The sequence below is a fragment of the Streptomyces sp. 1222.5 genome (assembly GCF_900105245.1).
Taxonomy (GTDB): domain Bacteria; phylum Actinomycetota; class Actinomycetes; order Streptomycetales; family Streptomycetaceae; genus Streptomyces; species Streptomyces albidocamelliae.
In genome coordinates this window covers 6,620,860-6,646,198 of sequence record NZ_FNSZ01000001.1, presented here as the reverse complement: position 1 = coordinate 6,646,198, position 25,339 = coordinate 6,620,860, and the positions used below count along the sequence as shown (strand labels likewise).

Annotated in this window: 25 protein-coding genes; 10 read left to right on the top strand and 15 right to left on the bottom strand. The window is 72.0% G+C overall.

Features of this window, described 5'->3' with window-relative positions:
* Positions 1-3 precede the first annotated feature (3 nt).
* From BLW57_RS30050 to BLW57_RS30040, 3 genes are all read right to left on the bottom strand, one after another.
* Positions 4-969, bottom strand: a complete 966-nt coding sequence (locus BLW57_RS30050; protein WP_093478813.1) for an SPFH domain-containing protein — start codon at positions 967-969, stop codon at positions 4-6.
* A gap of 111 nt (positions 970-1,080) precedes the next feature.
* On the bottom strand, positions 1,081-1,512 hold the full coding sequence (locus BLW57_RS30045; protein ID WP_073892240.1) for an NfeD family protein: 432 nt from the start codon (positions 1,510-1,512) through the stop codon (positions 1,081-1,083).
* 104 nt (positions 1,513-1,616) lie between these two features.
* Complete coding sequence (locus tag BLW57_RS30040; RefSeq protein ID WP_093478811.1) at positions 1,617-2,414, bottom strand: ABC transporter ATP-binding protein; 798 nt, start codon at positions 2,412-2,414, stop codon at positions 1,617-1,619.
* A 150-nt stretch (positions 2,415-2,564) separates the two neighbouring features.
* Between BLW57_RS30040 and BLW57_RS30035 the strand changes: the two genes are divergently transcribed.
* Positions 2,565-3,353, top strand: a complete 789-nt coding sequence (locus BLW57_RS30035) for a hypothetical protein (RefSeq protein ID WP_093478810.1) — start codon at positions 2,565-2,567, stop codon at positions 3,351-3,353.
* A 73-nt stretch (positions 3,354-3,426) separates the two neighbouring features.
* On the opposite strand, the gene BLW57_RS30030 is transcribed toward BLW57_RS30035, so the two are convergent.
* The 3 genes from BLW57_RS30030 to BLW57_RS30020 all read right to left on the bottom strand — a co-directional run bounded on the left by BLW57_RS30030 (position 3,427) and on the right by BLW57_RS30020 (position 5,624).
* A complete protein-coding gene (locus BLW57_RS30030) occupies positions 3,427-3,672 on the bottom strand; it encodes a chaplin (protein ID WP_093478808.1) in 246 nt (81 codons plus the stop codon).
* Positions 3,673-3,844: 172 nt separating this feature from the next.
* Entirely contained in the window at positions 3,845-4,486 is a 642-nt protein-coding gene (locus BLW57_RS30025) for a response regulator (RefSeq protein WP_093478807.1), read from the bottom strand.
* Positions 4,479-5,624: a GAF domain-containing sensor histidine kinase gene (locus tag BLW57_RS30020; RefSeq protein ID WP_093478805.1), complete on the bottom strand. Its 1,146-nt coding sequence runs from the start codon at positions 5,622-5,624 to the stop codon at positions 4,479-4,481. Before BLW57_RS30020 ends, BLW57_RS30025 begins: the two co-directional genes overlap by 8 nt.
* Before the next feature lie 281 nt (positions 5,625-5,905).
* Between BLW57_RS30020 and BLW57_RS30015 the strand changes: the two genes are divergently transcribed.
* The 3 genes from BLW57_RS30015 (at position 5,906) to BLW57_RS30005 (ending at position 8,755) form a co-directional block, all read left to right on the top strand.
* Positions 5,906-6,601, top strand: a complete 696-nt coding sequence (locus tag BLW57_RS30015) for an SDR family NAD(P)-dependent oxidoreductase (protein WP_093478804.1) — start codon at positions 5,906-5,908, stop codon at positions 6,599-6,601.
* Positions 6,598-7,683, top strand: a complete 1,086-nt coding sequence (locus BLW57_RS30010) for an S-adenosylmethionine:tRNA ribosyltransferase-isomerase (RefSeq protein WP_093478803.1) — start codon at positions 6,598-6,600, stop codon at positions 7,681-7,683. The genes BLW57_RS30015 and BLW57_RS30010 overlap by 4 nt, the downstream gene beginning before the upstream one ends.
* Positions 7,684-7,981: 298 nt before the next feature.
* The gene (locus BLW57_RS30005; RefSeq protein WP_093478801.1) at positions 7,982-8,755 is read left to right on the top strand and encodes a transglycosylase SLT domain-containing protein; all 774 of its coding nucleotides are present in this window, start codon (positions 7,982-7,984) and stop codon (positions 8,753-8,755) included.
* Between the two features lie 88 nt (positions 8,756-8,843).
* Here BLW57_RS30005 and BLW57_RS30000 read toward each other — a convergent pair whose 3' ends face one another.
* Positions 8,844-11,414: an ABC transporter ATP-binding protein/permease gene (locus BLW57_RS30000; protein WP_093478800.1), complete on the bottom strand. Its 2,571-nt coding sequence runs from the start codon at positions 11,412-11,414 to the stop codon at positions 8,844-8,846.
* 241 nt (positions 11,415-11,655) lie between these two features.
* On the opposite strand from BLW57_RS30000, the gene BLW57_RS29995 reads away from it, so the two are divergent.
* Positions 11,656-13,536 (top strand): streptophobe family protein, encoded by a 1,881-nt coding sequence (locus BLW57_RS29995; protein WP_093478798.1) that lies wholly within the window; start codon positions 11,656-11,658, stop codon positions 13,534-13,536.
* Positions 13,537-13,790: 254 nt separating this feature from the next.
* Positions 13,791-14,999, top strand: coding sequence for a phosphoserine phosphatase SerB (gene serB / locus BLW57_RS29990; RefSeq protein WP_093478797.1), 1,209 nt, complete (start codon positions 13,791-13,793; stop codon positions 14,997-14,999).
* Positions 15,000-15,113: 114 nt separating this feature from the next.
* Here serB and BLW57_RS29985 read toward each other — a convergent pair whose 3' ends face one another.
* The 4 genes from BLW57_RS29985 to BLW57_RS29970 all read right to left on the bottom strand — a co-directional run bounded on the left by BLW57_RS29985 (position 15,114) and on the right by BLW57_RS29970 (position 17,588).
* The gene (locus BLW57_RS29985) at positions 15,114-15,632 is read right to left on the bottom strand and encodes a SixA phosphatase family protein (protein ID WP_093478795.1); all 519 of its coding nucleotides are present in this window, start codon (positions 15,630-15,632) and stop codon (positions 15,114-15,116) included.
* Positions 15,633-15,710: 78 nt separating this feature from the next.
* Complete coding sequence (locus BLW57_RS29980; protein ID WP_093478794.1) at positions 15,711-15,917, bottom strand: hypothetical protein; 207 nt, start codon at positions 15,915-15,917, stop codon at positions 15,711-15,713.
* A gap of 169 nt (positions 15,918-16,086) precedes the next feature.
* Positions 16,087-16,206: an SGM_5486 family transporter-associated protein gene (locus BLW57_RS42570; RefSeq protein ID WP_093478792.1), complete on the bottom strand. Its 120-nt coding sequence runs from the start codon at positions 16,204-16,206 to the stop codon at positions 16,087-16,089.
* Between the two features lie 50 nt (positions 16,207-16,256).
* Entirely contained in the window at positions 16,257-17,588 is a 1,332-nt protein-coding gene (locus BLW57_RS29970) for a CynX/NimT family MFS transporter (RefSeq protein WP_176985776.1), read from the bottom strand.
* A gap of 70 nt (positions 17,589-17,658) precedes the next feature.
* On the opposite strand from BLW57_RS29970, the gene BLW57_RS29965 reads away from it, so the two are divergent.
* The gene (locus BLW57_RS29965; RefSeq protein ID WP_093478789.1) at positions 17,659-18,351 is read left to right on the top strand and encodes a FadR/GntR family transcriptional regulator; all 693 of its coding nucleotides are present in this window, start codon (positions 17,659-17,661) and stop codon (positions 18,349-18,351) included.
* Here the strand turns inward: BLW57_RS29965 and BLW57_RS29960 are convergent.
* From BLW57_RS29960 to fabG, 3 genes are all read right to left on the bottom strand, one after another.
* A complete protein-coding gene (locus tag BLW57_RS29960; protein ID WP_093478788.1) occupies positions 18,329-18,679 on the bottom strand; it encodes a hypothetical protein in 351 nt (116 codons plus the stop codon). The genes BLW57_RS29965 and BLW57_RS29960 overlap by 23 nt on opposite strands.
* A 208-nt stretch (positions 18,680-18,887) precedes the next feature.
* A complete protein-coding gene (gene fabI, locus BLW57_RS29955) occupies positions 18,888-19,655 on the bottom strand; it encodes an enoyl-ACP reductase FabI (protein WP_093478786.1) in 768 nt (255 codons plus the stop codon).
* Between the two features lie 5 nt (positions 19,656-19,660).
* On the bottom strand, positions 19,661-20,365 hold the full coding sequence (gene fabG, locus BLW57_RS29950; protein WP_093478785.1) for a 3-oxoacyl-[acyl-carrier-protein] reductase: 705 nt from the start codon (positions 20,363-20,365) through the stop codon (positions 19,661-19,663).
* Between the two features lie 248 nt (positions 20,366-20,613).
* Between fabG and BLW57_RS29945 the strand changes: the two genes are divergently transcribed.
* The 3 genes from BLW57_RS29945 to tyrS are packed head-to-tail and all read left to right on the top strand — an operon-like array spanning position 20,614 to position 24,854.
* Positions 20,614-22,137 carry a TldD/PmbA family protein gene (locus BLW57_RS29945; protein ID WP_093478783.1) on the top strand — a complete coding sequence of 508 codons (1,524 nt, stop codon included), beginning with the start codon at positions 20,614-20,616 and terminating at the stop codon, positions 22,135-22,137.
* The gene (locus BLW57_RS29940) at positions 22,134-23,528 is read left to right on the top strand and encodes a metallopeptidase TldD-related protein (RefSeq protein WP_093478782.1); all 1,395 of its coding nucleotides are present in this window, start codon (positions 22,134-22,136) and stop codon (positions 23,526-23,528) included. The genes BLW57_RS29945 and BLW57_RS29940 overlap by 4 nt, the downstream gene beginning before the upstream one ends.
* Positions 23,529-23,585: 57 nt before the next feature.
* Positions 23,586-24,854: a tyrosine--tRNA ligase gene (tyrS, locus tag BLW57_RS29935; protein ID WP_093478780.1), complete on the top strand. Its 1,269-nt coding sequence runs from the start codon at positions 23,586-23,588 to the stop codon at positions 24,852-24,854.
* 81 nt (positions 24,855-24,935) lie between these two features.
* On the opposite strand, the gene BLW57_RS29930 is transcribed toward tyrS, so the two are convergent.
* The gene (locus tag BLW57_RS29930) at positions 24,936-25,217 is read right to left on the bottom strand and encodes a GlsB/YeaQ/YmgE family stress response membrane protein (protein ID WP_093478779.1); all 282 of its coding nucleotides are present in this window, start codon (positions 25,215-25,217) and stop codon (positions 24,936-24,938) included.
* Positions 25,218-25,339: the final 122 nt, after the last annotated feature.

Below are 25,339 nucleotides of genomic sequence, written 5' to 3'. Positions count from 1 at the left end.
CCCCTAGTCGATGCTGGGCTTTTCGCGGCGGCCGGTGGCGGGGCCGCTGTTCTGGGGCGGGACGGAGGCGCCGCCTCCGTTGCCGCCGCCGCCCAGGGGGCCGAAGTTGCCCATGGCTCCGGAGAGCCCCTTGAGGGCGTCGCCGATCTCGCTGGGGACGATCCAGAGCTTGTTGGCGTCGCCCTCGGCGATCTTCGGGAGCATCTGCAGGTACTGGTAGGACAGCAGCTTCTGGTCCGGGTCGCCGGCGTGGATGGCCTCGAAGACCGTACGGACGGCCTGGGCCTCGCCCTCGGCGCGCAGGGCGGCCGCCTTGGCCTCACCTTCGGCGCGCAGGATCTGCGACTGCTTCTCGCCCTCGGCGGTGAGGATGGCCGCCTGGCGCGTGCCCTCGGCGGTGAGGATCGCGGCGCGCTTGTCCCGGTCGGCACGCATCTGCTTCTCCATCGAGTCCTGGATGGAGGTGGGCGGTTCGATGGCCTTCAGCTCGACGCGGTTCACGCGGATGCCCCACTTGCCGGTGGCCTCGTCGAGGACGCCGCGCAGGGCCGCGTTGATCTCCTCGCGGGAGGTCAGGGTGCGCTCCAGGTCCATGCCGCCGATGATGTTGCGCAGCGTGGTGACGGTGAGCTGCTCGATGGCCTGGATGTAGCTGGCGACCTCGTAGGTGGCGGCCCGGGCGTCGGTCACCTGGTAGTAGATGACGGTGTCGATGTTCACGACCAGGTTGTCCTGGGTGATCACCGGCTGGGGCGGGAAGGGCACGACCTGCTCGCGCAGGTCGATGCGGTTGCGGATGGTGTCGATGAACGGGACCACGATGTTGAGTCCCGCGTTCAGCGTGCGCGTGTAGCGGCCGAAGCGCTCGACGATGGCCGCGCTGGCCTGTGGGATGACCTGGATGGTCTTGATCAGGGCGATGAAGACCAACACCACCAGAATGACCAGGACGATGATGACCGGTTCCATCGTGTTCCCCGTACCCCTCTCCGCCTCGGCACCGTCGGCAGATCTCGCGGATGTTGAAGATCTTGCTGGTCGAGTCTGACAGACCGTCGCCCGACTCGGGGGCCGGATGCCTCAGATGACGATCGCGGTGGCTCCTTCGATGTCCACGACGTCCACCTCCTGGCCGACCTCGTAGGCGCTGCCGGTGTCGAGGGCGCGTGCCGACCATATTTCCCCGGCGAGTTTGATCCGGCCGCCGGAGCCGTCGACGCGTTCCAGCACGACGGCCTGCTTGCCCTTCAACGCCTCGACGCCGGTGGCGAGTTGGGGGCGCTGGTTGCTGTGGCGGGCCGCGATGGGCCGGACGACGGCGATGAGCGCGACGGAGACGGCGACGAACGTGAGCACCTGGATCACGGCGTCGAAGCCGAGACCGGCGACGACCGCGGCCGCGACGGCTCCCACCGCGAACATGCCGAACTCCGGCATCGCGGTGACCACGAGCGGGATTCCGAGCGCCGCCGCGCCGACGAGCCACCACACCCATGCGTCGATGTCGTTCACACGGGTCATGGTAGGACCGCGGTCGGGCGGCGGACAGGGCGCAAAAGGGAGCGGGCCGGGCACCGTTGGCTCGGAACGCCCCTGAGCGGCGGGGCGTCCGCGGGTCAGGACAGGGGCAGACCCTGGGCGGTCCAGCGCTCGCCGACCTGCTCGACGACGAGCGGCAGGCCGAAGCAGAGGGACAGGTTGCGGGAGCTGAGTTCGAGCTCGATCGGGCCCGCGGCGAGGACCTTGCCCTGGCGGATCATGAGGACGTGGGTGAAGCCGGGGGCGATCTCCTCGACGTGGTGCGTGACCATGATCATCGAGGGTGCGATGGGGTCGCGGGCGAGGCGGCCGAGACGGCGCACCAGGTCCTCGCGGCCACCGAGGTCGAGGCCGGCGGCGGGCTCGTCGAGGAGGAGCAGCTCGGGGTCGGTCATCAGGGCGCGGGCGATCAGGGTGCGCTTGCGCTCGCCCTCGGAGAGGGTGCCGAACTTCCGGTCGAGGTAGTCGCTCATGCCGAGGCGGTCGAGGAAGGCGCGGGCGCGCTGCTCGTCGACATCCTCGTACTCCTCCTGCCAGCCGGCGGTCATGCCGTAGGCGGCGGTGAGGACCGTCTGCAGGACCGTCTGGCGCTTGGGGAGCTTCTCGGCCAGGGCGATGCCTGCCACGCCGATGCGGGGGCGCAGCTCGAAGACGTCGGTGCCGGGGGTGCCGAGGGTCTCGCCGAGGATGGTGGCGGTGCCCTTGCTGGGGTAGAGGTAGCTGGAGGCGACGTTCAGGAGGGTGGTCTTGCCGGCGCCGTTGGGGCCGAGGATGACCCAGCGCTCCCCCTCCTTCACCGACCAGGAGACCTGGTCCACAAGAGCCCGGCCCTCACGGACCACGGATACGTCCTGAAGCTCCAGAACATCGCTCATGAGCGCGTTGTCTCCCCTTGCAGTGTGGCCGGTCTCGGCTCTGGCGTACGCCTGTGGCTCGGTCCGCCGCGCCGGTGGGCGCAGCCCATATGAAATCTACGCCACGAGTGCTCGGCTCCATTCCATCGGTCCGGTCCTTAGGGTGGGGGCATGCTCTCGGAACCGCGTTCAGGACGCCTCGCCGCTTGGGGAAACGCCCTTTTGGCCGGACTTGTCTCTCCGGACGACGCCGCACTCGCCATCGTGGGCGAGGACGCGGTGCACCGGGTGGAGGGGCTGCCCGGTGAATCCGGGCAGGTCGGGCTCACCCTCGCGCTGGGGCGGCTGCGGACGCTGGGGACGACCGGGCTGCGGGTCGCGCTGCCGGCGCCCGGTCATCCGCTGGGGCTGAGCGGTCCGCCCGATTTCAATGCGCGGGCGCTGGAGGCCGAGGAGGCGGTGGTCTGCTTCGGTGCCGCGTTCGGGCTGGTGCCGGCGGTGCACGAGGCCGGGCCCGAAGGTGATGTCCATGTCGAGGTGGTCTGGTCGGTGCTGCCGGTGCGTGAGGCGCCGCCCGCCGACGTGCCCTCGCTGGGCGAGGCGGAGCGGGAGCTGGCGGAGGCGCTGCGGGATGCCACCGAGGTCCTGTCGAAGCTGGACGTCGCCGGCTCGGGGCCCGTGGCGGAGGCGGCCATCGACGCGTACCGGGCGCGCTCCGAGCGGGGGCGGGAGGTGCTGGCGCCGGGGTATCCGTCGCGTGCGGTGCGGGTCCTGGAGCTGGCCCAGCGGGTGGGGCTGCTGGTCTCGCTGGCATACGACCGCGGGCACGGCGGTGCGGTGAGCGCCGGGGAGATGGCGGCGCGGGGTGCGGCGCTGCGGCCGGTGGAGCGGACGGCCCGGCGGGCGCAGGTGGCGGCGTACAACTCCGTCGTGGAGGAGCGGGAGCGGGGGGTCCGCTGAGCGCGGGCGTGCGGCGACGCCGGACGGGCTGGGCCCGGCCGGCGTCACGCGGGACCCTCGGGGGTCGGGGACCTCAGTGGTTGAGGCCGAGGTTGCCGAAGGCCGGGTTCAGCAGGCCGATGACGTTCACGCTGTTGCCGACCGCGTTCACCGGGACGTGCACCGGGACCTGGACGACGTTGCCGGAGCCCACGCCCGGGGAGCCGTGGGCGGCGCCGCCGGCCCAGGCACCGTCCGTGGCGGAGGCCATCCCCGCACCGGCGGCCATCAGGCCACCGGCCACCATCGTCACGGCCGCTGCCTTCTTCAGGTTCTTCACTTTCAACCCCTCCTAGGCGATCACCGCGGCGGTCCGCCGCGGCACGCACTGGAGAACGGCGGAGATCGCCGGAGGATGCGCCATCCGGGTGACATTCCCACGACGGTATGAATCTCAGTCCGGAACGGAACCCCTCGCACAGCCGGGGGCCGGCCCCCCGTGGAGTGCGGTGTCAGCCGGTCACGCCGTGCCGTACGGCCCACAGCGCGGCCTGGGTGCGGTCGGCGAGGTCGAGTTTCATCAGGATGTTGGAGACGTGCGTCTTGACGGTCTTCTCCGACAGGACGAGGGCCCGGGCTATCTCCCGGTTGGAGCGGCCGTCCGCGATGAGACCGAGCACCTCGCGCTCGCGTTCGGTGAGCGATCCGCCGCGGCCCTGGCCGGAGTTGGCCTCCTCCTGGGAGAGCAGGGCGCCGGCCACCTCCGGCTGGAGCAGCACGTGCCCGGCGTGCACCGAGCGGATGGCGCCGGCGAGGGCGTCGGGGTCCACGTCCTTGTAGACGTATCCCGCGGCGCCCGCGCGCAGGGCGGGGACGACCGTGCGCTGCTCGGTGAAGCTGGTGACGATCAGCACCCGCGCGGGATTGTCGAGTTCGCGGAGTCTGCGCAGGGCGTCGATGCCGTCCATGCCCGGCATCTTGACGTCCATGAGGACGACGTCGGGCCGCAGTTCCTCGGCGCTGGCGACTCCCTCGGCTCCGTCGGCGGCCTCGCCGACCACCTCGATGTCGTCCTGCACCTCCAGGAAGGTGCGCAGCCCCCGGCGGACGACCTGGTGGTCGTCGACCAGCAGCACTCTGATCGCTTCACCCACCGGGGACCTCCAACTCGATCGTGGTGCCCTTGCCGGGCGCCGATTCCACGGTCAGCGTGCCGCCGACCCCGCTCGCCCGGTCCCGCATCGAGACCAGACCCAGGTGGCGGCCGGCGCGGCGGACCGTCTGCGGGTCGAAGCCGCCGCCGTCGTCGGTGACGCGCAGGACCGCTCCGCCGCCGCGGCGCGCCACGCTGACGTCGACGTGTCCGGCGCCGGAGTGGCGCAGGGCGTTGTGCAGGGCCTCCTGGGCGACCCGCAGCAGGGCCTCCTCCTGGGCGGCGGGCAGGGCACGGAACCCGTTGCCGGAGAAGGTCACGCGCGCGGTGTGGGCGCGGTCGAGGACCTGCGTCTGGGTGCGCAAGGTGGCGATCAGGCCGTCCTCGTCGAGGGCGGCGGGCCGCAACTCCACCACGGCGGCGCGCAGTTCGTCGACGGCTTCGGCGGCGAGGACGGCCACCTGGTGCAGTTCCCCCTTGGCGCGGGCGGGGTCGCGGTCGACGAGGGCCGCCGCGGCCTGTGCGGTCAGGCGCAGCGAGAACAGCTTCTGGCTGACCGCGTCGTGCAGTTCGTGGGCGAGGCGGGAGCGCTCCTCGGCGATGGTCAGCTCGCGGCTGCGCTCGTAGAGACGGGCGTTGGTGAGGGCGATGGCGGCGTGCTGGGCGAGGATGCCGAGCAAATCCTCGTCCTCCTGGGTGAACCCGCAGCTTCCCTGCTGTTTGGGGCAGTTCTTGTTCGCGAGGAACAGGGCGCCGATGACCTCGTCGCCGTCGCGGATGGGCAGGCCCAGGAAGTCGGCCAGTTCGGGGTGCGCGGCCGGCCAGCCCTCGAAGCGGGGGTCCGTGCGCACGTCGGCGAGGCGCTCGGGGCGGGCCTCGTGCAGCATCGCGGCGAGGATGCCGTGCTGGCGGGGCAGCGGGCCGATGGCCTTCCACTGGGCGTCGCTGACGCCGTCGACGACGAACTGGGCGAAGCCTCCGTGGTCGTCGGGGACGCCGAGGGCGGCGTACTGCGCGTCGAGCAGCTCGCGGGCGGAGGCGACGATCGTCTTGAGGACGTCGCGCACCTCCAGGTGCCTGCTCATGGCCAGCAGCGCGGAGCTGACCGCGGCGAGGCCGGACCGGGGGCCTTGACTCATGTCCTCACGGTACCGGCGGGGTCCGGCGGTGCGGATCGGACCTGTGGCGGCAGGGGCCGGGCCGCTGGGCCTAGGGCGGGAGATGTACGCCCGGGAGGCCGGGCCGGGCGCAGGTCCTGCGTCGCAGGGCCCGCGGTGTACGTCCTGCGGCCCCGGGCGTGCGGTGTACGCCGAAGGGACCGCGTGCTCTGCGGCCCGCGTCCGAGGCGGCGGGGACCGTGCCGTTCCTAGGTTGTGGTCACCGCCCGGCGCGGGCGGTGAGCGACGAGGGGACGGTTGTCATGCCGGTAGCGATCATCACGGGGGCCTCGAAGGGCCTGGGGCGAGCGCTCGCCGAGGCGCTGGCCGCGCGCGGCTGGGATCTGGTGCTCGACGCCCGGGGTGCCGGGGCCCTGGCGGAGACCGCCGAGGCGGTCGCCGGCCAGGGGACGCGGGTGGCGGCCCTGCCCGGTGATGTCACGGACGCGGAGCACCGGGGGGAGCTGGTGGCCGCCGCGGAGAAGTTCGGGGGTGCCGATCTGCTGGTGAACAACGCGAGCGCGCTGGGCGCCGAGCCGCTGGTGCGGCTGGCCGAGCTGCCCCTGGAGGGGCTGCGGCGGGCGCTGGAGGTGAATGTGACGGCCGCGCTCGGCCTCGTCCAGGGGGTGCTGCCGCTGCTGCGGGAGTCGCCGGCGGGTGCGGTGATCGCGGTCAGCTCGGACGCGGCGGCCGAGGCGTACGGGACGTGGGGCGGCTACGGCGCCTCGAAGGCGGCCCTGGACCAGCTCGCGGCGGTGCTGGGGGTGGAGGAGCCCGGGCTGCGGGTGTGGGCGGTGGATCCCGGGGACATGGCCACCGACCTGTACGCGGCGGCCGTACCGGACGACCACGGTCCACGTCCGGCGCCCGCCGGGGTGGTGCCGGCGTTCCTGCGGCTGCTGGACGAGCGGCCGGCCAGTGGCCGGTACGCGGCGCCGGCGCTGCTGGAGGCGCCGTGACCGTCGACGTGCGGGTCCCGGAGGAGCTGTCCGCGCGGGTGCCGGCCGAGCAGCGGGGGCCGGGGCTGGACCGGGACGCCGTACGGCTGCTGGTGTCGCGCGGTACGGAGGTGACGCATCACGCCTTCCCCGAGCTGCCGCGGTTGCTGCGAGCCGGGGATCTCCTGGTCGTGAACACCTCCCCGACGCTGGCCGCCGCGGTGGACGGACGGGTGGGTCACGCGCGCGTGGTGGTGCACTTCTCCACGCCCGGGGACGACGGGCGGTGGGCTGTGGAGCTGCGGGAGCCGGACGGGCGCGGTACTACACGCGCGCGTCCGGGCACGCGCACCCGGACGGAGGTGGTGCTGGCGGGCGGGGGCCGGCTGGTGCTGGAGGAGCCGCTGAGCCCGCGCGGGGAGCGGCTGTGGTGGGCGCGCGCCGCCGGTGCGGCCGTACCGGAGGTGCTGCGGGAGCACGGGCGGCCCATTCGCTACTCCTATACGGAGCGGGACCAGCCGCTGTCGGTCTACCAGACGGTGTTCGCGCTGCCCGCGCCGGACGGGTCGGGCAGCGCGGAGATGCCGAGCGCGGCGCGGCCCTTCACCGCGCGGACGGTGGCGGAGCTGGTGAGCCGGGGGGTGCGGTTCGCGCCGGTCACCCTGCACACGGGGGTGGCGTCGGCGGAGGCGCACGAGCCGCCCTACCCGGAGCGGTTCGCGGTGCCTGCGGCCTCGGCGCGGCTGATCGAAGCCGTCAGGGCCGGTGGGGGCCGGGTGATCGCCGTGGGGACGACGGCGGTGCGGGCCGTGGAGTCGGCGGTGGGGGCGGACGGGGTGGTCCGGGCGGCGCGGGGATGGACGGATCTGGTGGTCACGCCGGGGCGTGGGGTGCGGGTGGTGGACGGGCTGCTGACCGGACTGCACGAGCCGGAGGCCTCGCATCTGCTGATGCTGGAGGCGGTCGCCGGACGGCCCGCGGTCGAGCGTGCCTACGACGAGGCGCTGCGCGGCCTCTACCTGTGGCACGAGTTCGGCGACGTGCACCTCCTCCTGCGGGAGGAGGATCCTCACGCAGCGAATTGCTGCGGCAACTCCTGGTGAGACCGGTGGGTGGCCGGTGTGAGCCCGCACATAGGGCCCACATCACGTACGAAAGGGCATAGGAGATAAACCGCCCCCTACGAACGGGGCAGACGGTCTCGTCTGTCCCGATTTGCCCTTCCCTGATCCACTATGGGGGATCGTACGTCACACCTTTGCCTGGGGATTTTGCGCCAGCTAAGAATTGCTTCCGTCGCTCAGCGCCGTGGGTTCCGCCCCGCGGCGTTCGTGTGGGAGGAACCGATCCCCACGGCGGACGCAAGAGCGACCTCCGCGCTACAGAAGAGGTCCTTCAGCCATGCCCAAGAACATTCTCGGTCGAGCTCATAGTCGCAACCTGACCAAGCAGCACAAGATCGCGATCGCCGGTGTCGCCGCTCTCGGCGTCGCCGCCATCGCCGCCTCGGCCGTCCCCAGCAACGCCGACACGGTCACCACCGGCGCCCCGGCCACGGCCGCCCAGGTCGCCACCGGCACGGCCCTGAAGAACGTCCACGGCACGGTCACCGACCAGCTCGCCACCCAGACGGTCAAGCTCGACACCTTCGCGGCCCAGAAGAAGGCCGCCGACGCCGCCGTCGCGAAGAAGGCCGCCGACGCCGCCGTCGCGAAGAAGGCCGCGGACGCCGCCGCCAAGAAGGCCGCCGTCCAGGCCGCCGCGAAGACGGCCGCGCAGGCGCACGCCGTCCAGGCCGCCGCGAGCCGTTCCACGCAACGCGTCGAGATCCAGCCGGTCGCCGCGAAGACGTACACGAACAACCTGGACGGCTGGATCCGCCAGGCCCTGGACATCATGAAGACCAAGGGCATCCCGGGCTCCTACCACGGCCTGCACAAGAACATCATGCGTGAGTCCTCGGGCAACCCGATGGCCATCAACAACTGGGACATCAACGCGATCAACGGCATCCCGTCCAAGGGCCTGCTGCAGGTCATCCCGCCGACCTTCAACGCGTACCACGTCGCCGGCACCTCGTGGAACATCTACGACCCGGTCGCGAACATCACCGCCGCCGCCAACTACGCGGCCGACAAGTACGGTTCGATCGACAACGTGAACAGCGCGTACTGAGGTCGGCGCGGACCTCTGACGTAACGCGGAAGGGCGGCACCCCTCGGGGGGATGCCGCCCTTCACGTCGTCCGGACGCGGTGTCGCGGTTACTTCCGCATGACCTCCGGCTCGTGCCGGCGCAGGAAGCGGGACACGAGGAAGCCGCAGGCCACACCGAGCACGATCAGCGCGACCATGTCGATGCCCCAGGCCGAGGCCGCGTGGTCCCACAGCGGGTCGGTGCTGCCCGGGTCGTCGGTGTTCGGGGCGATGTTGTTGAAGTCCAGCGTGGCGCCGGCCGCGGCCACCGCCCAGCGCGACGGCATCAGGTACGAGAACTCGTTGACGCCGACGGTGCCGTGCAGGGTGAAGAGGCAGCCGGTGAAGACGACCTGGATGATCGCGAACATCACCAGCAGCGGCATGGTCTTCTCCGCGGTCTTCACCAGCGAGGAGATCACCAGGCCGAACATCATCGAGGTGAAGCCGAGCGCCATGATCGGCAGGCACAGCTCGAACAGCGTCGAGTTGCCGAGGACGACCCCCTCGGCGGGGATCTCCCGGCTGGAGAAGCCGATCAGGCCGACCATCAGGCCCTGCAGCACGGTGACCGCGCCCAGCACGACCACCTTGGACATCAGGTACGCCGACCGGGACAGGCCGGTCGCCCGCTCCCGCTCGTAGATGACCCGTTCCTTGATCAGCTCACGCACGGAGTTCGCGGCGCCCGCGAAACAGGCGCCGACCGCGAGGATCAGCAGGACGGTGGTCGCCGTGCCGTTCGGGATCGGCACATGGGTGCGCGGGTTGACCGGGTTGACCAGCAGGCCCTTGTCCGAGTCGATGAGCAGGCTGACCGCGCCGAGCACGGCCGGCAGGATCACCGTCAGCGCCAGGAAGCCCTTGTCGGACGCGATGACCGACACGTAGCGCCGGATCAGGGTGATCAGCTGCGAGCCCCAGCCCTGCGGCTTGGGCGGCTTCATCGCCTGCGGCGGAGGCATGTGTACGGACTGCGGCGCCACCGCGTCGATGTCGGCGGCGTACATCTGGTAGTGCTGCGAGCCCTTCCAGCGGCCGGCCCAGTCGTAGTCGCGGTAGTTCTCGAAGGCGGAGAAGACGTCGGCCCAGCTGTCGTAGCCGAAGAAGTTCAGCGCCTCCTCCGGCGGCCCGAAGTAGGCGACGGCACCGCCCGGCGCCATCACCAGCAGCTTGTCGCACAGAGCCAGCTCGGCCACCGAGTGGGTGACCACCAGGACCGTACGGCCGTCGTCGGCGAGGCCGCGCAGCAGCTGCATGACGTCACGGTCCATGCCCGGGTCGAGACCGGAGGTCGGCTCGTCCAGGAAGATCAGCGACGGCTTGGTGAGCAGCTCCAGCGCCACCGAGACACGCTTGCGCTGACCGCCGGACAGGGACGTGACCTTCTTGTCCTTGTGGATGTCCAGCTTCAGCTCGCGCAGCACCTCGTCTATCCGGGCGTCGCGCTCCTGGGCCGTGGTGTCGGCCGGGAAGCGCAGCTTGGCCGCGTACTTCAGGGCCTTCTTGACGGTCAGCTCCTTGTGCAGGATGTCGTCCTGCGGGACCAGACCGATGCGCTGGCGCAGCTCGGCGAACTGCTTGTACAGGTTGCGGTTGTCGTAGAGGACCTCGCCCTGGTTGGCGGGCCGGTAGCCGGTGAGCGCCTTGAGCAGGGTCGACTTGCCGGAGCCGGACGGGCCGATGACCGCGATCAGGGACTTCTCCGGGACGCCGAAGGAGACGTCCTTCAGGATCTGCTTGCCGCCGTCGACCGTGACGGTGAGGTGGCGTGCGGAGAAGGAGACCTCACCGGTGTCGACGAACTCCTCGAGGCGGTCGCCGACGATGCGGAAGGTGGAGTGGCCGACGCCGACGATGTCGTTCGGGCCGAGCAGCGCCGAGCCGCCCTTGGCGATCGGCTGACCGTTGACGTAGGTGCCGTTGTGCGAGCCCAGGTCGCGGATCTCCATGCGGCCGTCGGGCGTCGAGTGGAACTCGGCGTGGTGCCGCGAGACCTGCAGGTCGGAGACGACCAGCTCGTTCTCCAGGGAACGGCCGATGCGCATCACGCGGCCGATGGAGAACTGGTGGAACGTGGTCGGGCTGCGGTCGCCGTACACCGGCGGCGCCCCCGCGCCTCCACCGGGCGTCTTCTGCGCGTACTGGTCGGGCGGTCCCGACTGCTGCTGCGGGAAGCCGGCCCCCGCCTGCGGCTGCTGCCAGCCGGGCTGCGGGTTCTGCTGCGCCGGTGCCTGATGCGGCACGGACTGCGGCGGCGCGGACTGCTGCGGGGCCCAGCCCGGTGCGCCGGCTCCCTGGGCCGCGTACGGCGCCGCCCCCTGCGGCTGCCCGCCGACCGGGGCGGCGGCCCCGGACAGGTTCAGCCGCGGTCCGTCCGTCGCGTTGCCGAGGTGCAGCGACGAGCCCGGGCCGATCTCCATCTGATGGATCCGCTGGCCCTGCACGAACGTGCCGTTGGTGCTGCCGTGGTCCTCGATGGCCCAACTGCGGCCGTTGTAACTGACCGTGGCGTGCCGCCAGGAGACCCTGGCGTCGTCGAAGACGATGTCACCCTGCGGATCGCGGCCGAGGGTGTAGGACCTGGACGTGTCGAGCGTCCAGGTCCGTCCGTTTGATTCCAGTACGAGTTCCGGCACTCCATGCCCCACTGAGTTGTCCCCCGAGTTACCCCCATCACAGGGAGTCTAGGGATGTCGAACATCGTGGGGAACTATTTCAGGCTCGGCCCTCTGACCGAAACTCGGGCCTTGCGAACAACAACGGTGCGCGCACCAACTCGCCCCGTTGACGGGGTTGAAACCGGGCCGGAGAGTGGTAATCCCCCACGAGGGGGACCAGCGCGGCTGCGATGCCGCGCCGCGGATCGGGGGGTCTGCCATGAGCACTGCCATGGACGTCGGGACCGCACGACGCGGTACCGGGCTGCCCTGGACGGACATCGCCGTGTCCGCGATCGCCACGGTGAGCTGGGCGTTGATCGGAATGGCGGGCACAGCCGCGCTCGGCCTGCACCTGCTGCAGGCCGACTCCTCGGCCTCACTGGGCCCCATGACGGCGGCCGTTGTGGCGCTGGGTGCGGGTGGTTCGGTCTCGCCGTCCGGCGATGTGTCCATGTTCGGGCTGAAAGGCGCCGAGGCGCACACCGCCATCGAGATCACGCCACTCGGGGTGGGCCTGGTCGGTGCGCTGCTGCTGTCGTGGTTCTTCCTACGGTCCCTGCGCTCGGCCGGAGTTGCCGTCGCGCCCGCCGAACTCCTCGCGCGCGCGGGCGCGGTGATCGCGCTCTTCGTGGCGATGCTGGGCGGACTCGCCTGGGCCGGTCACGACGTCGTCACCATCGACGGCGACTCGCTCGGCCTGGACCGGCTGCCGGGCGGAGGCGGGAAGGGCGGCGGCGGCCTGAGCGTCCCGGGCCTCGGGGACCTCGGCGGGCTGCTGCCGGACAAGATCGGTGACCTGGTCCACGCCAAGGCGGCCGTCGGCTTCACCGTGGACACCCCGGCCACGCTCCTCGGCGGCTTCGGCTGGTGCGTCGGGATCCTGCTGATCGCACTGTTCGCCTCCCGCCGCGCCCCCCTGCCGCCGGGCTGGGCTCCCCTGCACCGGGTGGTCCGGCCGGCGGTCTCGGCACTCGTGACGGTGCTGCTGCTGGCCGTGCTGGCGGGGGCCGCCGCCGCGGCGTACGCGGCCATCGGCGACGACCACCCGAGGCGGATCGCCGGCGCGGCGCTGCTCGGTACGCCGAACGGGGTCTGGCTGGGCCTCCCGCTCGGCCTGTTCGTCCCCTGGGACGGCCGCGCCACCGGCGTCCTCGGCAAGCTGCTCCCCCATCCCCTGGACCAGCTCCTCGGCGGGGGCTCAGACGAGCCGGTGACCCTTGGCCGGCTGGCCGGACTGGACGACCGGGTGTGGCTGCTGGCGGTGGCGTCCGCGCTGACGATGCTGCTCGCCGGGGTGCTGACGGCCCTGCGGACGCCGGTGGTCCGTGGGTCCGGGGCGGCCGGGGCGGCCGGGGGTCCCGCGTCGGCGGCCGGGACGAGCGGCGGCGGGAGGCGTGGCTTCGGGGCCGCCGACAGTGCTCTGGGACTGGCGGGACGGTGCGCGCTGCGGCTGGGGGTCGCGACCGCGCTCGCCCTGCCGCTGCTCGCCCGGCTGACGGACGTGTCCGTGGACGCCTCCCTGTCCGTCCTCGGCTTCGACGCCTTCGGCGCGGGTGTCACCCTGCACGGGCACCTCGGCGCGGCCCTGCTCCTCGGAGCCGTGTGGGGGGCCGGGGCCGGAGCGGTGGGAGCGCTGCTCGCCCGGGCGACCGGGGCGGCGGGGGCATGGGCGGCGGCCGGGAACGGGACCCGGGGCGCCGGGAGCCCGGCCGTGTCCGGGTACGTGGCGGAGCAGGGGCGGCCCGGCGTGTGCGGCCCGGCGTCCGGGGGTGGCGGCCGGGTGCCCGGCGGAAGTCCCACCGGGCCGGAGGGCGAGGCCGGGCCGTACGTGCCGGGCCGGCCCCACCGGCCGCCGAACCCCGACACGAACCCCTATCTGCGGGTCCCGGAGGAGGTGCGGGACGCCCCGGCGCCCCGGGCGGGGGACGACGTGTACGGCGCCCCGACCGTCGTCCGTCCGCTGGGCCAGACTCCCCCGCGACCGCGGAAACGCCCGGCCGCGCGGTCGGGCGAGCGCCCGCCGGGGCCGGACGGCTCCGAGTGGCCGCCGCCACCGCCTCCGCCGCCGCCACCGGGGAGGCCGAAACGCGGCGGGTGAGACCCGCCGCCCCGGAAGCACGCGACGCAGGGGAAGGAGACCGCCCCGCCGGTCCGGTGAGGGCGGCGGCCTTGGAACTGCCTTCGGAGGCGTCCCGTGGCACAGTCGTGGTGGGGCCGGAGACACGCGGGCGGGTGGCCGTGCCGTCCTCCGGTGGCAAGATTCCTGACATCGGGCCGACACCCACTGTTCCCTGTCCGGCAGGCGGACCTCGGCGGCGTGCGGCACTGGGTGCCGGATACGGTGGTGACACCATGAGCGCTTCGCAGACCTCCGAGGTCCCCACTCTCCTCGTCAAGATCTTCGGCAAGGACAGGCCAGGCATCACGGCCGGCCTCTTCGACACCCTGGCCGCCTACTACGTCGACGTGGTCGACATCGAGCAGGTCGTCACCCGGGGCCGCCTGGTGCTGTGCGTGCTGGTCACCCAGCCGCCGGCCGGCCGGGAGGGCGACCTGCGGGCGACCGTGCACAGCTGGGCCGAGTCGATGAAGATGCAGGCGGAGATCCTCTCGGGGCACGGCGACAACCGTCCGCGCGGTGTCGGGCGCTCCCTGGTGACCGTGCTCGGTCATCCGCTCACCGCCGAGTCGACGGCCGCCATCGCCGCGCGCATCGCGAAGGCAGGCGGAAACATCGACCGCATCTTCCGCCTGGCCAAGTACCCGGTGACAGCGGTGGAGTTCGCCGTCTCCGGGGTGGAGACCGAGCCGCTGCGCACGGCCCTGGCCTCCGACGCGGCGGCACTGGGTGTCGACATCGCCGTCGTCTCGGCAGGTCTGCACCGGCGGGCCCAGCGGCTGGTGGTCATGGACGTGGACTCCACCCTGATCCAGGACGAGGTCATCGAGCTGTTCGCCGCGCACGCCGGCTGCGAGGACAAGGTCGCCGAGGTGACGGCGGCGGCGATGCGCGGGGAGCTGGACTTCGAGCAGTCGCTGCACGCGCGGGTGGCGCTGCTGGCGGGGCTGGACGCCTCGGTGGTGGAGAAGGTGCGCGACGAGGTGCGGCTGACGCCGGGCGCCCGTACCCTGATCCGCACCCTGAAGCGCCTCGGCTACCAGGTCGGTGTCGTCTCCGGTGGTTTCACCCAGGTGACGGACGATCTGAAGGAGCGGCTCGGGCTCGACTTCGCCCAGGCCAACACGCTGGAGATCGTCGACGGCAAGCTGACCGGCCGGGTCACCGGCGAGATCGTGGACCGGGCGGGCAAGGCGCGGCTGCTGCGCCGGTTCGCCGCGGAGGCCGGGGTGCCGCTGTCGCAGACGGTGGCGATCGGTGACGGCGCCAACGACCTGGACATGCTGAACGCGGCCGGTCTCGGTGTCGCCTTCAACGCCAAGCCGGTGGTCCGCGAGGCGGCGCACACCGCGGTGAACTTCCCCTTCCTCGACACCGTCCTCTACCTGCTCGGCGTCACCCGCGAAGAGGTCGAGACCGCCGACACTCACGACGAGGACTGAACGCCGGCACCCGCACCCGTCCGGTCCCGCACCGGCGGTGCGGACGCGGGAGGGCCCGGCACCCCTGAGGCGCCGGGCCCTCCCGCGTACCGGACACGCCGGGCCGTCCGTGGCTCACTCCGAGGGCGCCCAGTACTCCGTCAGCGTGGCGACGGCGGGCTCGAGGCTCTTCCAGGGGCCGTCGTAGGAGAGCAGCGCGAAGCCGGCGGCGGGGAAGCCGCGGCGGTTCATCCGGTCGCGGGCATCTCCCTCCGCGGCGCCGGACAGGATGTCGGCCAGGCCGTGGATGCCGGGGTTGTGACCGATCATGATCACGTTCCGCACGTCGTCCGGGATCTCGTTGAGCACGGCGATCAGCTCACCGGGCGAGGCCTCGTAGACCCGCTCCTCGTAGATGGTTTTCGGCCGGTGCGACAGTTCGTGGACGGCGAGCTTCCAGGTCTCGCGGGTCCGGACCGCGGTGGAGCACAGGGCCAGGTCGAAGGTGATGGCGGTGTCGGCCAGCTTCCGTCCGGCGACCGCGGCATCCATGCGGCCGCGCTCGGCGAGCGGGCGCTCATGGTCGGACACCTGGGGCCAGTCTGCTTTCGCATGCCGGAAGAGGGCGATCCTGCGGGGTTCTGCGGCGCTCATGTGACCCAGCTTCGCATGAAACAGGCCACGCGGCGCAGGGAGTTGACATGCGGATTCACCGCGCGCGGAGGCTCCGGGTCAGCGTGCGAGGAGCCGCTGGGCGCGTTCCAGGAGGTGGGTGATCGCCGGGTCGCCGGTCGCCGCGTGGGCGTCCGACGGGTTCAGTATCAGCGCGAGCAGCGCCATGAAGGCGAGCGCGGGCAGGGCGAGGGCCCACCAGGGCAGCCGGATGTCGACGCCGCCCGTGGTCGCCGGGTGGGGCCGGGAGTGGGTGCGAGCCGGCATGGTCGCCTCCGTGTCTTCGAGCGGGTCCGTGACCGCGTCGTGCGGTCACATCTCGAAGGTACGGATCACGGGTCGGCCAACCCATCCGGAAGTCCACCCAGTTGACCCTGAACCTGACCCCCTAGGGGTTGGGGGGGCCAGCACCACCATCGGCGGGTGCGGGCCGCCGTCAGGGTGACGCGATGGTCGCGATGACGGCGATGATCACGAAGATGGCGAGGAACGAGCCGAAGACGAGCAGCATCTTCTTCTGGCCGTCCTTCGGGTTCGGGTCGAGCACAGGCTGCATGCGCCCAGTCTCGCACCCTTCGTCCGGAGAGTGCCGCCGGGGTCTGCCGGTCAGCGCACCGCCGCTTCCTCCTCGACCGTGCGGTTGCGGCCCGCCAGGACGCCCATGACCATCTGGGGCACCATGAGGGCCGCCATCAGGGCGATCGGCAGTCCCCAGCCGCCGCTCCGCTGGTAGAGCACGCCGACCAGCAGCGGGCCGGGGATGGAGATCAGGTAGCCGGTGCTCTGCGCGAACGCGGACAGCTGGGCCACGCCGGGTCCGCTGCGGGCCCGCATGCCGACCATCGTCAGCGCGAGCGGGAAGGCGCAGTTGGAGACGCCGAGCAGCAGGGCCCAGGCCCAGGCGCCGGCGGCCGGCGCGAAGTACAGACCGGCGTATCCGGCGAGCCCGCAGGCGCCCAGGACCAGCGCGATCGGCCCCTGGTGGGGCAGCCGCGTGGCGACGCGCGGGATGACGAAGGCCAGCGGCACACCCATCACCATGGTGACGGCGAGGAGGACGCCCGCGGTGCCCGCCGGGACCCCGGCGTCGCGGAAGATCTGCGGCATCCAGCCCATGGTGATGTAGGCCGCGGTTGCCTGGAGGCCGAAGAAGACGGCGAGCGCCCAGGCGGTGCGGCTGCGGGCCATCCGCAGCGGGGCGTGCTGCTCAGCCGTCCCGGCCGTCTGCTGCCGGGACGGGGCGGGCGCGGTGCCGCGGTCCCTCACGAGCGGCAGCCAGGGCAGCACGGCGGCCGCGGCGAGAGCCGCCCAGACGGCGAGGCCGGACCGCCAGCTGCCGCCCAGGGCGCCGGTCAGCGGGACGGTCACCGCGGCCGCGAGGGACGTGCCGAGGGCGAGGGCCATCGAGTACAGGCCGGTCATGGAGCCGACCCGGTCGGGGAACCAGCGCTTGACGACGACCGGCATCAGGACGTTGCTGACGGCGATCCCCATGAGGGCGAGCGCGCTGGCGGCCAGGAAGCCGGCGGTGCCGCCGACGTAGGGGCGTATCAGCAGGCCCGCGGCGATGGCGGCCATGCCGGCGCAGATCACCGCGGCCGGTCCGAAGCGGCGGGCCAGCCGGGGCGCGGTGACCCCGAAGACGGCGAAGCACAACGGGGGCACGGAGGTGAGCAGCCCGGCCACGCTGCCGCTCATGCCGAGATCGTCGCGCACCTCCTCCAGGAGGGCGCCGAGGCTCGTGATGGCCGGACGGAGGTTCAGGGCGGACAGCAGGATGCCGGCGACGACCAGCCGGGTCGCCCACGCGCGCGTACGGCCCGCGCCGGGGTTCGTCTCCTCGGTGCCCGCAACGGCGTCCGTACCGCGTTCGGTGGGTGACATCGCCGTACGGGTGTCCACTGTCCGGAACTTCTCACTAGCCATGAGGTCCATCATAGAATCATGGGATGATTGGTTGTCCATTCCCGGGACGTCCCCTCCCGGGCCTCTCGTGCGAAGGTGGGCCATGCCCCTGAGCCACCCGCGCCGTTCGGCGCTGTCCGAGCAGGTCATCGCCGCGCTGCGCCACCAGATCACCTCCGGCGAGTGGCCGGTCGGCTCGCGCATCCCGACCGAGCCGGAGCTGGTCGAGCAGCTCGGAGTGGCCCGCAACACGGTCCGCGAGGCGGTCCGCGCGCTCGCGCACAACGGACTGCTGGACATCCGGCAGGGCTCGGGAACCTATGTGGTGGCGACGAGCGAGCTGGCCGGGGTGATGCACCGGCGCTTCGCCGACGCCGACCCCCGGCACATCGCCGAGCTGCGCTCCACGCTGGAGTCGGCCGCGGCGAAGCTGGCCGCCGAGCGGCGCACCGAGAAGGACCTCAAGCAGCTGGACGCGCTCCTCGCGCGGCGCGAGGAGGCGTGGGAGACGGGCGAGGCGGAGGCATTCGTGACCGCCGACGCCACGTTCCACCTGGCCGTCGTGGCCGCGTCCCACAACGACGCCATGACCGCCATGTACGCCGACCTGGGCGAGGTGCTGCGCGACTGGCTGCGCGCGGACGTCGGCGCGGAGCTCACCCCGGAGACGCACATGGACCACACCCGGCTGGTGGACGCGATCCGCACCCGGGACGCCGAGGCGGCGGCGGTGGAGGCCGCCAGCTACCCCTTCCTGTGCCGTCCGGACAGGTTCAGCGGACCTTCTGGTGGCTGACCCAGACCGAACCGACGTCCTTCCAGCACCGGCCGGTGAGCCGGACGGTCATCGCGGGCCCGGCGTCCACCGGGGCGCTGTCGGTGTCGATGTCCCACCAGCGGGCGCACTCGATGTGCAGGCGCACGCGGTCGGTGTCGACATAGGGGTTGTGGCAGTAGGCGACCACGTGGGAGCCGTCGACCGAGGTCCGGCAGGCGGCGCCGAACAGTCCGGGCGCGGGAGGCTTGCCGTCACCCGCGCGGACGTGCGACATCGCGTCGTACGGCAGACAGAGCACGAGGGCCACGGCCACGGTCAGCGGGGCCAGGCTGCGGGACAGGCGCACAAGGGGACCTCCTCGCCGGGCTGCGGTGGGGAAATCGCGAGGTGAACGCGTAATCCAGGGTGCTCCGCCGGTGCCCCGGCGGCCCGGCCGGTGGGCCGAACGGGTGACGCCCGAGGGGAATCCCCCGTACGGCCGAGGCCCGCACCCCTCGAAGGGGTGCGGGCCTCGCCGGCGATCGGATGCGGCGGTCGGGCGCCGGTCGCGGTGATCAGGCGCCGATGGCGTGCAGACCGCCGTCGACGTGGATGATCTCGCCCGTGGTCTTCGGGAACCAGTCGCTGAGCAGGGCGACGACACCCTTGCCCGCCGGCTCCGGGTCCTTCAGGTCCCACTCCAGCGGAGAGCGGGTGTCCCACACGGACGCCAGCTCGCCGAAGCCCGGGATGGACTTGGCGGCCATGGAGCCGATCGGGCCCGCGGAGATGAGGTTGCAGCGGATGTTCTGCTTGCCGAGGTCACGCGCCATGTAGCGGTTGGTCGCCTCCAGGGCGGCCTTGGCCGGGCCCATCCAGTCGTACTGCGGCCAGGCGTACTGGGCGTCGAAGGTGAGACCGACGACCGAGCCGCCGTTCTGCATCAGCGGCAGGCAGGCCATGGTCAGCGACTTCAGCGAGAACGCCGAGACGTGCATGGCGGTGGAGACCGACTCGAACGGCGTGTTGAGGAAGTTGCCGCCGAGCGCGTCCTGCGGGGCGAAGCCGATGGAGTGGACGATGCCGTCCAGTCCGCCCAGCTCCTCGCCGACGACGTCGGCCAGGCGGCCGAGGTGCTCGTCGTTCGTGACGTCCAGCTCGATGACCTTGGTGGGCTTCGGCAGCTTCTTGGCGATGCGCTCGGTCAGCGTGGGCCGCGGGAACGCGGTCAGGATGATCTCGGCGCCCTGCTCCTGGGCCAGCTTGGCGACGTGGAAGGCGATGGAGGACTCCATCAGCACGCCCGTGACCAGGATGCGCTTGCCCTCGAGAATTCCGCTCATGGTGATCAGTGACCCATTCCCAGTCCGCCGTCAACGGGAATGACGGCTCCAGTGATGTACGAGGCGTCGTCCGAGGCGAGGAACCGCACCGCCGCGGCGATCTCCTCCGGCTGCGCGTAACGGCCGAGCGGCACCTGCGAGACGATGTTCCCGCGCTGCTCGTCGGTGAGCGCCTTGGTCATGTCGGTGTCGACGAAGCCGGGCGCGACGACGTTGAAGGTGAGGTTGCGCGAACCCAGCTCACGGGCGAGGGAGCGCGCGAAGCCGACCAGGGCGGCCTTGGAGGCGGCGTAGTTCGCCTGCCCCGCCGAGCCGAGCAGACCGACCACGGACGAGATGAGGACGACGCGGCCCTTCTTGGCGCGCAGCATGCCGCGGTTCGCACGCTTGACGACGCGGAAGGTGCCGGTGAGGTTCGTGTCGATGACCGAGGTGAAGTCCTCCTCGGACATGCGCATCAGGAGCTGGTCCTTGGTGACGCCGGCGTTGGCGACGAGAACCTCGACCGGACCGTGCTGCTCCTCGATCTCCTTGTAGGCCTGCTCCACCTGCTCCGGGTCGGTGATGTCGCACTTGACCGCGAGGAAGCCGGCCGGCGGCTCCCCGGAGCGGTACGTGATCGCGACCTTGTCGCCGGCGTCGGCGAATGCACGGGCGATGGCGAGGCCGATGCCCCGGTTGCCTCCGGTGACGAGAACCGAGCGGCTCAACGGATCACCCTTTCGATAGCGGTCTGCAGCGGTCCGACAGCCCGCCCGAACACCTGGTGACAGGCGGCTTCATCCAAAAACCTATCGGTCGCGCCCCTGCCGCGGGCAATCGGGCACCGACAGTGGCTGGGGGGAGTCACTGTCGGGTCCCTACAGAAACGCCCGGAGACGGACGGAAACATGTGGTCCGCCGGGCGGGTCGCGCGACATGATCGGAGCCGACAGGCCACGACAGCAGGGAGATCTCCGTGCCCCATTCCATCGACGAAGCCTTCACGGCGCTTCCCCTACGGGCCCTCGCCGACGCCGCGCTCGCCCGCGCGCGTGCGCTGGGGGCCGAGCACGCGGACTTCCGGTTCGAGCGGGTGCGCAGCGCCTCCTGGCGGCTGCGGGACGCCAAGCCCGCCGGATCGTCGGACACCACCGACCTCGGGTACGCGGTGCGGGTCGTGCACGGCGGTACATGGGGCTTCGCGTCCGGGGTCGACCTGACCATGGACGCCGCCGCGAGGGTCGCCTCGCAGGCGGTGGCCATGGCCAAGCTCTCCGCGCAGGTGATCAAGGCGGCCGGGTCGAAGGAGCTGGTGGAGCTCGCCGACGAGCCCGTGCACGCGGAGCGGACGTGGATCTCGTCGTACGAGATCGACCCGTTCTCCGTGCCCGCCGAGGAGAAGGCCGCGCTGCTGGCGGAGTGGAGCGCCCGGCTGCTGGCGGCGAACGGCGTCGACCACGTCGACGCCTCGCTGCTCACCGTGCACGAGAACAAGTTCTACGCCGACACCGCCGGGACCGTCACCACCCAGCAGCGGGTGCGGCTGCACCCGGAGCTGACCGCGGTGTCGGTGGACGAGTCCAGCGGCGAGTTCGACTCGATGCGGACCATCGCGCCGCCGGCCGGACGCGGCTGGGAGTACCTGACCGGCACGGGCTGGGACTGGGACGCCGAGCTGGAGCGGATCCCCGAGCTGCTCGCCGAGAAGATGCGTGCGCCCAGCGTTGACCCCGGCCTGTACGACCTCGTCGTCGACCCGTCCAACCTGTGGCTGACCATCCACGAGTCCATCGGGCACGCCACGGAGCTGGACCGCGCCCTCGGCTACGAGGCCGCCTACGCCGGCACCTCCTTCGCCACCTTCGACCGGCTCGGCAAGCTGAAGTACGGCTCCGAGCTGATGAACGTCACGGGTGACCGCACCGCCGAGCACGGCCTCGCGACCGTCGGCTTCGACGACGAGGGCGTCGAGGCGCAGTCCTGGGACCTGGTGAAGGACGGCACGCTGGTGGGCTACCAGCTGGACCGGCGGATCGCGCGGCTGACCGGGTTCGAGCGGTCCAACGGCTGCGCGTTCGCCGACTCCCCCGGCCATGTGCCGGTGCAGCGCATGGCGAACGTCTCCCTGCAGCCGGATCCCGCGGGGCTGTCCACCGAGGGCCTGATCGGGGGCGTCGACCGGGGCATCTACGTCGTCGGCGACCGGTCCTGGTCCATCGACATGCAGCGGTACAACTTCCAGTTCACCGGGCAGCGCTTCTTCCGGATCGAGAACGGGCGGATCACCGGACAGCTGAAGGACGTGGCCTATCAGGCGACGACCACCGACTTCTGGGGGTCCATGGCGGCGGTCGGCGGACCGCAGACCTATGTCCTCGGCGGCGCCTTCAACTGCGGCAAGGCCCAGCCGGGCCAGGTGGCCGCCGTGTCCCACGGGTGCCCGTCCGCGCTCTTCCGGGGCGTCAACATTCTCAACACCACGCAGGAGGCCGGTCGATGAGCGCCCGCACCCACAAGCCGCACGAGATCGTCGAGCAGGCCCTGGCGCTGTCACGTGCCGACGGCTGCGTCGTCATCGCGGACGAGCACTCCACCGCCAACCTGCGCTGGGCCGGCAACGCGCTCACCACGAACGGCGTGACGCGCGGCCGTACGCTCACCGTGATCGCGACCGTGGACGGCAAGGAGGGCACCGCCTCCGGGGTGGTGTCCCGGTCGGCGGTCACCGCGGACGAGCTGGAGCCCCTGGTACGGGCCGCCGAGGCCGCCGCGCGCGGGGCCGCACCGGCGGAGGACGCGCAGCCGCTGGTCGGCGGCGTGCCCCGGTCGCCGGACTTCACGGACGCGCCCGCCGAGACCTCCTCCGCGGTGTTCGCCGACTTCGCCCCGGCGCTCGGCGAGGCGTTCGCACGCGCGCGTGCGGGCGGCCGGGAGCTGTACGGCTTCGCCAACCACGAGCTGGTCTCCACGTATGTCGGCACCTCCACCGGGCTGCGCCTGCGGCACGACCAGCCCACCGGCACGCTGGAGCTGAACGCCAAGTCGCCCGACCGCACCCGTTCGGCCTGGGCCGGCCGGTCCACGCGGGACTTCAAGGACGTCGACCCCGGGGCGCTCGACGCCGAGCTCGCCGTACGGCTCGGCTGGGCGGAGCGGCGCGTGGAGCTGCCCGCCGGCCGCTACGAGACGCTGCTGCCCCCGACCGCGGTCGCGGACCTGCTGATCTACCAGCTGTGGTCGGCGTCGGGCCGGGACGCGGCCGAGGGGCGGACGGTGTTCTCCAAGCCGGGCGGCGGCACCCGCGTCGGCGAGAAGCTGAGCGAGCTGCCGCTGACCCTGCGCAGCGACCCGAACGAGCCGGGCCTGGAGTGCCCGCCCTTCGTCGTCGCCCACTCCTCCGGCGGCGACCAGTCGGTGTTCGACAACGGACTGCCCACGCACGCGACCGAGTGGGTCGACGAGGGGGTGCTGAAGCACCTGACCACCACCCGGCACAGCGCGGGCCTGACGGGGCTGCCGGTCGCCCCGGCGCTCGGGAACCTGATCCTGGACGGCGGGAGCGACCGCTCGCTGGACCAGATGGTCGCGGACACCGAGCGCGGGCTGCTGCTGACCTGCCTGTGGTACATCCGCGAGGTCGACCCGGCGACGCTGCTGCTCACCGGTCTGACCCGGGACGGCGTCTACCTCGTGGAGAACGGCGAGGTGACCGGGCAGGTGAACAACTTCCGGTTCAACGAGTCCCCGGTGGGCCTGCTGGGCCGGGCCGCGGAGGCCGGACGCACGGAGAAGACGCTGCCGCGGGAGTGGAGCGACTGGTTCACGCGGGCCGCGATGCCCGCGCTGCGGATCCCCGATTTCAATATGAGCTCTGTCAGTCAGGGCGTATAACCTCGTAGTCGGCTGTCACCCGACCGCCCCGAAGATCACCGAGGAGACACGAGAACCGTGACGGACATCGTCGACGAGCTGAAGTGGCGTGGGCTGTTCGCCCTGTCCACCGACGAGGACGCCTTGCGCAAGGCTCTCGCGGACGGTCCTGTCACGTTCTATTGCGGCTTCGACCCGACGGCGCCGTCCCTGCACGTGGGGCACCTCGTGCAGGTGCTCACCGTGCGCCGGCTCCAGCAGGCCGGGCACCGGCCGCTGGCGCTGGTGGGCGGCGCGACGGGTCTGATCGGCGACCCCCGCCCGACCGCGGAGCGCACGCTGAACGACCCGGAGACGGTGGCCGGCTGGGTCGGCAAGCTGCGTTCGCAGATCGAGCCGTTCCTGTCCTTCGAGGGTGAGAACGCGGCCGTCATGGTCAACAACCTCGACTGGACCGCGAACCTCTCCGCGATCGAGTTCCTGCGGGACGTCGGCAAGCACTTCCGTGTCAACAAGATGCTGACGAAAGACTCCGTGGCCCGCCGCCTGGAGTCCGACCAGGGCATCAGCTACACGGAGTTCAGCTACCAGATCCTCCAGGGCATGGACTTCCTCCAGCTCTACCGCCGCCACGGCTGCACGCTCCAGCAGGGCGGCAGCGACCAGTGGGGGAACCTCACGGCCGGGCTGGACCTGATCCACCGGCTGGAGCCGGGTGCCGAGGTCCACGCCCTGGCCACCCCGCTGATGACGAAGGCGGACGGCACCAAGTTCGGCAAGACCGAGGGCGGCGCCGTCTGGCTCGACCCGGAGATGACGACGCCGTACGCGTTCTACCAGTTCTGGCTGAACGTGGACGACCGGGACATCTCCAAGTACCTGCGCATCCTGTCCTTCAAGTCCCGCGAGGAGCTGGAGGAGCTGGAGAGGCAGACCGAGGAGCGTCCGCAGGCCCGGGCCGCGCAGCGCGCGCTCGCCGAGGAGCTGACGACGCTGGTGCACGGCGCCGGCCAGACCGCGGCGGTCGTCGCGGCGTCCAAGGCGCTGTTCGGGCAGGGCGAGCTGGCGGAGCTGGACGGCCCGACGCTGGCCGCGGCGCTCTCCGAGGTGCCGCACGTGCGGGTCGCCGAGCTGGGTCCGGTCGTCGACCTGCTCGCCGAGGTCGGGCTCGTCGCCAGCAAGTCCGCCGCGCGGCGGACGGTGAAGGAGGGCGGCGCGTACGTGAACAACGTGAAGGTCGCCTCCGAGGACGCCGTCCCGGCGAAGGAGGACCTGCTGCACGGACGGTGGCTGGTACTGCGCCGCGGGAAGAAGAACCTCGCCGCGGTCGAGGTCGTCCCCGCCTAGCACGACGAGGGGCGCGCCCCGTACGGAGGCGCGCCCCTCGCTCGGGAACGGTCCGGCTCGCTCAAGAGCGGTGCGGCCGGATCAGGCCCGCTGCTGTTTCCTCTTCCCCAGGGTCGCCATGTAGAGGGCGTCGACGAGCGCGACGATGATGATCGCGGCCACGAGCTGGAAGAAGTGCCGGCTCCAGTCGATGCCCCGGGTCTCCGCGACGCCGAGGGCACTGGCGACGGCGTTGCCCGCGATGGCGCCCAGGATGCCGCAGATGGTCGTCAGCCACAGAGGGCTGTGCTGCTTGCCCGGGATGACCGCCTTGGCGATCAGGCCCAGCACGAATCCCACGATGATCGCCCACAACCAGCCCATGGCTCCTCCTCGTACGGCTCGACGTGAGCACTACCGCCAGTGTGGTTGTGTACACCGTTCGGCGCATGTCGGCTTCCCCCCTACGGGGCCGGGCCCATGGCGTTCCCGCTGGCAGGGCGGTG

Coding starts and splice junctions, on each gene's coding strand:
- BLW57_RS30035 (WP_093478810.1), top strand. CDS start 2,565: ATGCTCTCGGAACCGCGTTCAGGACGCCTCGCCGCTTGGGGAAACGCC.
- BLW57_RS29940 (WP_093478782.1), top strand. CDS start 22,134: ATGAGCGCCCGCACCCACAAGCCGCACGAGATCGTCGAGCAGGCCCTG.
- BLW57_RS30020 (WP_093478805.1), bottom strand. CDS start 5,624: ATGAGTCAAGGCCCCCGGTCCGGCCTCGCCGCGGTCAGCTCCGCGCTG.
- BLW57_RS30050 (WP_093478813.1), bottom strand. CDS start 969: ATGGAACCGGTCATCATCGTCCTGGTCATTCTGGTGGTGTTGGTCTTC.
- BLW57_RS29980 (WP_093478794.1), bottom strand. CDS start 15,917: ATGCCGGCTCGCACCCACTCCCGGCCCCACCCGGCGACCACGGGCGGC.
- BLW57_RS29995 (WP_093478798.1), top strand. CDS start 11,656: ATGAGCACTGCCATGGACGTCGGGACCGCACGACGCGGTACCGGGCTG.
- BLW57_RS42570 (WP_093478792.1), bottom strand. CDS start 16,206: ATGCAGCCTGTGCTCGACCCGAACCCGAAGGACGGCCAGAAGAAGATG.
- BLW57_RS29985 (WP_093478795.1), bottom strand. CDS start 15,632: ATGAGCGCCGCAGAACCCCGCAGGATCGCCCTCTTCCGGCATGCGAAA.
- serB (WP_093478797.1), top strand. CDS start 13,791: ATGAGCGCTTCGCAGACCTCCGAGGTCCCCACTCTCCTCGTCAAGATC.
- BLW57_RS30015 (WP_093478804.1), top strand. CDS start 5,906: ATGCCGGTAGCGATCATCACGGGGGCCTCGAAGGGCCTGGGGCGAGCG.
- BLW57_RS30040 (WP_093478811.1), bottom strand. CDS start 2,414: ATGAGCGATGTTCTGGAGCTTCAGGACGTATCCGTGGTCCGTGAGGGC.
- BLW57_RS30005 (WP_093478801.1), top strand. CDS start 7,982: ATGCCCAAGAACATTCTCGGTCGAGCTCATAGTCGCAACCTGACCAAG.
- BLW57_RS29965 (WP_093478789.1), top strand. CDS start 17,659: ATGCCCCTGAGCCACCCGCGCCGTTCGGCGCTGTCCGAGCAGGTCATC.
- fabI (WP_093478786.1), bottom strand. CDS start 19,655: ATGAGCGGAATTCTCGAGGGCAAGCGCATCCTGGTCACGGGCGTGCTG.
- BLW57_RS29930 (WP_093478779.1), bottom strand. CDS start 25,217: ATGGGCTGGTTGTGGGCGATCATCGTGGGATTCGTGCTGGGCCTGATC.
- BLW57_RS29970 (WP_176985776.1), bottom strand. CDS start 17,588: ATGATGGACCTCATGGCTAGTGAGAAGTTCCGGACAGTGGACACCCGT.